Genomic DNA, 7,062 nt, shown 5'->3' on the forward strand with positions numbered 1-7,062 from the left:
AATTTCGTGGATCATCTGGCCTGGATTGGAAACGACAATGTCGCTCTTTGGTTTTATCCGGCGCTATGTCTTGGCCGTGGCACTTGTACCTTTGCTGATCACAAACAGCGTTGTGGCCAACGAGCCGGCGGCTGGCGTGAGCATGGCCGATTTCATGAAGAGCAATCCCGACTGCACGGAATTTAGTGATCAGTGTTCGATTTGTGCCGTCGTTGATGGTAAAGCGGCTTGCTCGACCCCGAAAATCGCCTGCATCAAGAAACCCTATATCTGCACGCGGCGGGGCGATTGATGCGGCAAATTAACCTCTAGAGTGGTTGCGCTGGCTGGGTCCGATCGGTGCGAAAACAAGATCGGGTTTTCGCAAGGCGCCAGAGAGACGTACGCAGCTTAGTGACAGTAGCGATATCCCCCGTTTCGCTCCAGGACATCGAGATGAAAGTGCGTTTCGTGGGCTGCGTCACTTTCAGGATCCAGCACTGTTGTGAAATAGAGGCAACCAGCGGCGCTGATCGTCCGCTGGAAGGCTCCGATCAGCGTTGGATCCTCCCTGCGCGGCAAAACCGCGATGTCCTTGCCCTCTTCGAAACTGAAGCTCGCAATGTCGATTGCATTGCCGCGCGCGTGCTCGGAAACCTTGCCGGTTTCTGCACCGTTGCGCAGGCGGCAGACATAGGATGATGCCTGGTTGACCGCGACGATGCGGCCCTGATTTGCCGCAGCCACGCTTGCCGCGGGGATTACGCTCTCCTTCATCCAGCGCGCAAGAGCGAGGGCGACTTGACACCGAAACACCGCGTCCGGCTTGATCTTGATGCCCGGTAGCACTTCGGTGACCTTGATTGGTTTGTCGATGCCGCAGCCATTGCCATCGTCGATCCGCGATATGTCCTTGAAGGCTACGCCAAGGGCCTGCAGCTCTTTGATACATTCGGAATGTACCTCGTCACTTTCTGCTGCGACTGTCAGATGCTGCTCCTCCAGGGTTTGCTGAGAGGGGAGCTTCGGTCCTTGCTTCTCGGGCTCGGTAGACGTGTCGGTCGCTGGCGGCTCGCTCGATGCTGCTCCCGCATCGGGCCGATCCGGCTTGGGTTCAGGCCTGGGTTCAGGCTTAGGTTCAGGCCTGGGTTCAGGCCTGGGTTCAGGCTTGGGTTCAGACTTGGATTCAGGCTTCGGGGAAGGCGTTGGAGCCTGGGGGGACGAGCCGGGTTCGACAGGTCGGATTTGCGGCTGGGGGCCTGTCTTCGGTAGGCTGGCGCTCGCCAATAGTCCGATGCAGCTGAGCGCTGCCAGAATCACGGCAATCTTCTTCACGCATCCACCCGTTGTACATTCGCTGCGGAAGGAGAACGTATGGATGCGATTTTCGTTGCAATATCGCAACGTTGATCGCTGCGGTGAAAATATGAGCCATAAAATCAAGATAACATTCCCCGGTATATTGACAGTAATACTCATGTTTTTTATGTGCCAAAAAGAAGGCGACAAATCTTCGCCTGATGCCTAGCCAGCCCATCGAAAACGCAGCCGCGTCACGACCAGCCAGCCCGGTGACATTCTCTCAAGGGGTTGTTTTCATGATCGTCCGGCATTCGCGCTCGGTTCTACTTGCCTGCACTGCACTCGCCATCATTATGCCTTCCGTCGCCGCTTTGGCACAAAGCGCGCCTTCGGCTGCTGAGACGTCAGAAGAGCAGAAGGCGAAAAATGAAGCTGATACGTTCCTCTCGCCGATCATCGTGAAAGGCAACCGTCAGGCGGCAAACGATCCCTACAACAAAGGTCCCTCGAGCACGGTCACGGCGGACCAGATCAACCTCCAGGCAGGGCAGGGTACAGATGATCTGCTGCGCGGTGTTCCTGGAACGTCCACGGCCAACAATCCTCAGAATCCCGGTGTTGCCGTTAATATCCGTGGCTTCGAAGGCTCAGGCCGCGTCAACATGTCGATCGACGGAGTGCGCCAGAACTTCCGTTTCACCGGGCACGAAGCGCAGGGCTTTACCTATATAGATCCAGCCTTCCTGGCAGGCATTGACGTGACGCGCGGCGCAGTCACCGGCATCGGGGGCGGTGCACTGGCAGGGACAGTCAATTTCCGCACCTATGAGATCGATGATCTGATCCAGAGTGACAAGAATTACGGTGGTATCGTCTCGGCGACGGTCGGAACCAACGAACTTGGTTGGTCCGAAGCGGCCATTGGCGCCTATCGGTTCAATGATGTTTTTGCCGTCCTAGGCGGTATCAGCAAGAGCGATCCCGGCAACTACGAGAACGGGGACGGCGTTACTGTGCCCTTCACCGAGCAGGATCTTCTTTCTGGCATGCTGAAGGCTGAAATTACGCCGAATGCGGAAAACACGATCAGGCTCGGCGCCATTACCTACGACAACGACTTCTTCGCCAATTCCTACTTCCAGAACGTGAAGAACAAGACATTTGCCGCAAGCTACGCCTACACGCCCGGCGACAACGAGCTGATCGATTTCAAAACGAACTTTTATTACAACCGGCTTGAGATGAGGTACGACACGAACGCCACGGGCGGCGGTGCGGCTGCCGGTCGCCGCATTACCGATACCGGGATTGGCTTTGACGTCTCCAATAGCTCCAAATTCGACGTCGGCGACGTGGCTGTCTCCACCAACTACGGTGTGGAGTATTTCCACGACAAGTACGACGTAATCAACAGCCGGACCCAGCCCTCTGGTGGTGTCAACGGTGATGGCAAGAGCGGCATGTTTGGCGTCTTCGACACGACCACGCTGACTTATGGCATGGCGGACCTGACGCTTGGGCTTCGCTATGATCGCTTCGATCTTGACGGTGCCGGTTCGGTTGTTGCCAGCAACCCGCTCGGCATGCCGGCCGGTGCATACACCGTCGATAAATCCGACGGACGACTTAACCCAAGTGTCACCTTCGCTCTGAACCCGACGGACTGGTTCCAGCCTTATGTCACCTACGCGGAAACCCAGCGCGCACCGACCATCAACGAAACTTTTGCTGGCGGCACGCACCCCGGATCTACCGGTCAGAGCTTTTTTCCGAACCCCTTCCTTGAGCCGGAAACCTCCAAGGGCTGGGAAGTCGGTGCAAACATCAAGGTGGATGGCATTCTGGATGCCGGCGACAGTTTCCGCTTCAAGGCAAACTACTTCAACGACAACATCGATAACTACATCACCGGGGCCTTTGCCGCGGGGGGCAGGCAGACCTTCTTCGTCAACAATCCCGGCACGTCGAACGTTCGTGGCATCGAGGTTCAGGCGGCGTACGACGCGGGCTTCGTCTTTGGCGATCTCGCCTATACCCACACGAATACCGATCTGCCATCGCAGATCAACGGCTTCGGTGTGCAGAGCTATCTTCCGGAAAACATCTTCAGCGCTACTCTCGGCGGCCGCTTCCTTGAAGATCAGCGCCTGACGATAGGCACCCGCCTCTTTGCCGCCGGAAGGGCCGACATCGGGCAAATCAATGCAACGAATGCCGGACGTCCGCGGTTCATGAGCGGCTACGGCGTCGTTGATCTCTTTGCCAACTACAAGTGGGAGAATGGTTTGGAATTGACGGCGAGCGTGACGAACGTCTTCGACAAGACATACACGCCGGCATCCAGCACGATCCAGAGTACGACGATTGACACGGGTCGCGGTCGTACCTTCATGGTTACTGCGAAGGCGACGTTCTGAACCGGCAATCCCGATGCGAAGGGCGGCCGTTGCGCCGCCCTTCTTCATTGCCGGATTCAGGCTCTTGCGCTTGGCCCGATCTCACGCTAACAATTCCGCCCATGACCACGTCCTTGAACATTGCAGTTTGGTGGTGGGCTCGCTGAGGCGGCCTCGACCAATCGTGTCCAAAGACGACGAGTGAGCCGCCCGGAAAACGCCAGGCGGCTTTTTTGTTTTCAAGGCTGCCTGTCATCCGGGCCCGATAACGGAGTGGAACAATGGTAACGATCCTTCGGGATGACGGAGCAGAAATCTACGAGACCAAGGGCGGCATATCGGTCACCCGGCAGCGGCGGGCAATTCCCTATGCCGATGCAGTGTCGTCCTATGTCGACAAGCTCGACGAGCGCCGTGGCGCCGTCTTCTCGTCGAACTACGAATATCCGGGCCGCTACACCCGTTGGGACACTGCCATCGTCGACCCGCCGCTGGGGGTCTCCTGCCATGGCCGCGAGGTCTGGATCGAGGCTTACAACGAGCGCGGAGAGGTCATCCTCTCCTTCATCGCCGAGCGTCTGAAGGCGATTTCCGATCTCGTGCTTGGCGCTTCCACGACACGTCGTCTCGACCTGACGGTGAAAACGCCGGAACGCGCCTTTACCGAGGAAGAGCGCTCGAAGATCCCAACCGTCTTCACCGTGCTGCGCGCCATCACCGACCTCTTTTATTCGCAGGCTGATGCCAACCTCGGTTTTTATGGCGCTTTCGGCTACGATCTCGCCTTCCAGTTCGATGCGATCAACCTGAAGCTGACGCGCCCGTCCGATCAGCGTGACATGGTGCTCTATCTTCCGGACGAAATTCTCGTTGTCGACAACTATTCGGCCAAGGCCTGGATCGACCGCTACGACTTTGAAAGGGGCGGGTTGTCGACGGTGGGCAAGGCCGGCGACATTCCGGCCGAGCCGTTCCAGCGTACCGACGCCATTCCACCGAAGAGCGATCATCGCCCCGGCGAATATGCCGACCTCGTCGTCAAGGCGAAGGAGAGCTTCCGCAAGGGCGACCTCTTCGAGGTGGTTCCGGGCCAGAAGTTCATGGAGCGCTGCGACAGCAAGCCCTCCGACATTTCCAAGCGGCTGAAGGCAATCAATCCGTCGCCCTATTCCTTCTTCATCAATCTCGGCAACCAGGAATATCTTGTCGGTGCCTCGCCCGAAATGTTCGTGCGCGTCTCCGGGCGCCGGATCGAGACCTGCCCGATTTCAGGCACGATCAAGCGCGGTGACGATCCGATTGCCGACAGCGAGCAGATCCTGAAGCTGTTGAATTCCAAGAAGGACGAGTCCGAGCTGACGATGTGCTCGGACGTCGACCGCAACGACAAGAGCCGCGTTTGCGAGCCGGGCTCGGTGAAGGTCATCGGTCGCCGGCAGATCGAGATGTATTCGCGGCTGATCCATACCGTCGACCACATCGAGGGCCGACTTCGCGACGATATGGATGCCTTTGATGGCTTCCTCAGCCACGCCTGGGCGGTGACGGTCACCGGTGCGCCGAAGCTCTGGGCCATGCGCTTCATCGAAAGCCATGAGAAGAGCCCGCGCGCCTGGTACGGCGGTGCAATCGGCATGGTCGGCTTCAACGGCGACATGAATACCGGCCTGACGCTGCGCACGGTTCGCATCAAGGACGGCATTGCCGAGGTCCGGGCAGGGGCAACCTTGCTCAACGATTCCGATCCGCACGAAGAAGAAGCCGAAACCGAACTGAAGGCCTCCGCCATGCTTTCTGCCATCCGCGATGCAAAGGCCGGCAACTCCGGCAAGGTCGGCCGCGACGTTGCTGCCGTCGGCAAGGGGGTCAATATCCTGCTGGTCGATCACGAAGACAGCTTTGTCCACACGCTCGCCAATTATTTCCGCCAGACGGGGGCAACTGTTTCCACCGTCCGTACGCCAGTGCCGGAGGAAGTCTTCGACCGGCTGGATCCCGATCTCGTCGTTTTGTCGCCAGGTCCCGGCAATCCAAAGGACTTCGATTGCAAGGCGACGATCAAGAAGGCGCGAGCGCGTAACTTGCCGATTTTCGGCGTCTGCCTAGGGCTGCAGGCGCTCGCAGAAGCCTACGGCGGCGAACTGCGGCATCTGGCGCTGCCGATGCACGGCAAGCCTTCGCGCATCCGTGTGCTGGAGCCCGGAATCGTATTCTCGGGCCTCGGTAAGGAAGTGACGGTCGGGCGCTATCACTCAATCTTTGCCGACCCCTCGACACTTCCGCGTGAGTTCATCATCACGGCGGAAAGCGAGGATGGCACGATCATGGGCATCGAGCACGAGAAGGAGCCGATCGCCGCCGTGCAGTTCCACCCGGAATCGATCATGACCCTTGGTGGTGACGCCGGCATGCGGATGATCGAGAACGTCGTTGCGCATCTATCCCGCAAGGCAAAGACGAAGGCGGCCTGACGATACTCAGCGGCTACGCGATGGAAACCTCGCTCTATCTGCCGGTCAAGGGCTTCCTCGAGGCAGCAGGTTATGTCGTCAAAGGCGAGATCGACGGCTGCGATATCGTGGGCCTGAGTGAAGGCGAGCCGCCCGTCGTCGTGGTGTGCGAACTGAAGCTCAGCTTCAACCTCGAGCTCATCCTGCAAGCGGTCGATCGAGCCGCGATGAGCGATGAAGTGTGGATCGCCGCCCGTGTTTCCGCCAAGGGTCGCGGGCGTGAGGCCGACAAGCGTTATCGCGATCTTTGCCGGCGGCTGGGGATCGGCATGCTCGGAGTTTCCGATGCCGGCCAGGTCAGCGTCATCGTCAGTTCGGTCTCGCCGATGCCTCGCACCAATCCGAAACGCCGGTCGAGGTTGGTCAGGGAGCATCAGCGCCGGCGCGGCGATCCCGCTGTCGGCGGTGGCTCGCGTGCGCCTGTCATGACAGCCTATCGCCAGCGCGCGTTGATCTGTGCGGCCGCGCTCCAGCAGGGTCTGGTGCGACCGCGCGATATGAGCATGATGGTGCCGGATGCGGGGAAGATCCTACTAGGCAACGTCTATGGCTGGTTTGACCGGCGGGAGAAGGGGGTCTATGTCCTGACACCGGCCGGCGAGGCGGCACTCCTTCGTTGGCCGCAATCCGTTAAAATTATCGACGGGAGCGGCGGCCTATCAAGGCTCCCCGACCCCGCAGAGAGTTGTTGACGCCGGCAGGCGTCGTCACTTGCCCGCCATCGTTATTCTATCGTACCCGCAGAATTCTATCGTACAGACGATATTGCCGGATACCGTGCCGAGCCATGGAGCGCAATTTGCTCCTGTGCGAGGTCTGCGCTGCGGTAACGCAACCTTTATCTGAAGGCCGTGGTCAAGCTGCGGTGAGCGCCC

General features: G+C 59.1%; 5 protein-coding genes. 4 read left to right on the top strand and 1 reads right to left on the bottom strand.

Translation table 11 applies throughout. The features are described from left to right. The first annotated feature begins 37 nt into the window (after window positions 1-37). Window positions 38-292: a hypothetical protein gene (locus tag BN77_RS16690; protein ID WP_007533991.1), complete on the top strand. Its 255-nt coding sequence runs from the start codon at window positions 38-40 to the stop codon at window positions 290-292. A 98-nt stretch (window positions 293-390) separates the two neighbouring features. Here the strand turns inward: BN77_RS16690 and BN77_RS16695 are convergent, their stop codons facing one another. Then, window positions 391-1,314 (bottom strand): extensin-like domain-containing protein, encoded by a 924-nt coding sequence (locus BN77_RS16695; protein WP_040677301.1) that lies wholly within the window; start codon window positions 1,312-1,314, stop codon window positions 391-393. A 263-nt stretch (window positions 1,315-1,577) separates the two neighbouring features. On the opposite strand from BN77_RS16695, the gene BN77_RS16700 reads away from it, so the two are divergent. The 3 genes from BN77_RS16700 (at window position 1,578) to BN77_RS16710 (ending at window position 6,879) form a co-directional block, all read left to right on the top strand. Next, window positions 1,578-3,698 carry a TonB-dependent receptor domain-containing protein gene (locus BN77_RS16700; RefSeq protein WP_007533995.1) on the top strand — a complete coding sequence of 707 codons (2,121 nt, stop codon included), beginning with the start codon at window positions 1,578-1,580 and terminating at the stop codon, window positions 3,696-3,698. Window positions 3,699-3,958: 260 nt separating this feature from the next. Continuing rightward, complete coding sequence (locus tag BN77_RS16705) at window positions 3,959-6,148, top strand: anthranilate synthase (protein ID WP_007533998.1); 2,190 nt, start codon at window positions 3,959-3,961, stop codon at window positions 6,146-6,148. Window positions 6,149-6,168: 20 nt separating this feature from the next. Beyond that, window positions 6,169-6,879, top strand: a complete 711-nt coding sequence (locus tag BN77_RS16710; RefSeq protein ID WP_007534000.1) for a DUF2161 domain-containing phosphodiesterase — start codon at window positions 6,169-6,171, stop codon at window positions 6,877-6,879. Window positions 6,880-7,062 lie beyond the last annotated feature (183 nt).

Origin of the sequence: Rhizobium mesoamericanum STM3625 (assembly GCF_000312665.1) — a bacterium.
Classification (GTDB): Bacteria; Pseudomonadota; Alphaproteobacteria; order Rhizobiales; family Rhizobiaceae; genus Rhizobium; species Rhizobium mesoamericanum.